We start from the raw sequence: 1,321 nt of genomic DNA on the forward strand, positions 1-1,321 counted from the left end.
TCGGACGAGCACTGGGCCCGCGGGCTGCAGCGCGCGGTGATGACCGGCGTGTCCTACATGATCCCGTTCGTCGCCGCCGGCGGCCTGTTGCTGGCGCTGGGGTTCCTGTTCGCCGGGTACGACGTGGCGTTCGTCTGGCAGGAGGTGGCCACCGGGTTCACGTTGACCGACCTGCCCGGTCAGGTCTGGTACCTCGACGGCGAGATCGTCTCCGCCGGGACCGCCGGAGCCGAGATGCTCACCCACGCCGGCCTGCGGTTGTACATCGGCGCCGTGCTGTTCGCGATCGGCCAGGCCGCGATGGGATTCATGATCGCGGTCCTGTCCGGGTACATCGCCTACGGCCTGGCCGACCGCCCGGGCATCGCGCCGGGCTTCGTGGGCGGCGCCCTCTCGGCCACCCTCGGCGCCGGGTTCATCGGCGCGCTCGTCACGGGCATCCTCGCCGGCTACCTGGTGCGGTGGATGACCACCTGGAAGACCCCGCGCTGGCTGTCCGGCCTCATGCCGGTGGTGCTGATCCCGCTGCTCGGTTCGCTCGCGATCGGCCTGCTGATGTTCCTGCTGCTCGGCCGTCCGCTGGCCTCGCTGACCTCCGCCATGGAGTCGTGGCTGGGCGGGATGAGCGGTTCCTCGGTGATCCTGCTGGGCATCATCCTGGGGCTGATGATGTGCTTCGACCTCGGCGGACCGGTCAACAAGGCCGCATACACCTTCGCCACCGCCGGACTGGTCGCCGACAACCCGGCCTCGCTCCGGATCATGGCCGCGGTGATGGCCGCCGGCATGGTGCCGCCGCTGGCCATGGGCCTGGCGACAGTCGTCCGCAAGCGGCTGTTCAGTGAGGTCGAGCAGGAGAACGGCCGGGCCGCGTTCCTGCTGGGCGCCAGCTTCATCACCGAGGGCGCGATCCCGTTCGCCGCCGCCGACCCCGTCCGCGTGATCCCGTCCATGATGGCCGGTGGCGCAGTCACCGGAGCGCTCATCATGGCATTCTCGGTGGAGTCCTACGCGCCGCACGGCGGCCTGTTCGTGGTGTTCGCCATCAACCCGGTGTGGGGCTACCTGGTAGCCATCCTCGCGGGGATGCTGGTCTCGACCACCGCGGTGATCCTGGCCAAGAGCGCCCGCCGCGATCCCGCCCCCGTCACGGCCCCGGCGCCCGCCACCGTGGCCGCCTGAGCCAGTGGCCGCCTGACCCGGTGGCCGCCTGACCCCACCCGACCGGCTCGCCGGTTGATCAGCCCCCAGTTCCGCAGTTCACCAGTCACGAGGAGAGACCATGCCCAACACGACCGTCATCGTGGGATCCGCCGAGGGA

The 1,321-nt window shown here is 70.6% G+C and carries 1 protein-coding gene; it reads left to right on the plus strand.

Annotated features, from left to right (window positions below):
* Positions 1-1,182, plus strand: a 1,182-nt coding sequence (locus tag G6017_RS12400) for a PTS fructose transporter subunit IIC (RefSeq protein ID WP_182617621.1), incomplete at its 5' end; no start/stop codon positions are given.
* Between the last annotated feature and the right edge of the window lie 139 nt (positions 1,183-1,321).

Origin of the sequence: Dietzia sp. B44 (assembly GCF_014145245.1) — a bacterium.
Classification (GTDB): Bacteria; Actinomycetota; Actinomycetes; order Mycobacteriales; family Mycobacteriaceae; genus Dietzia; species Dietzia natronolimnaea.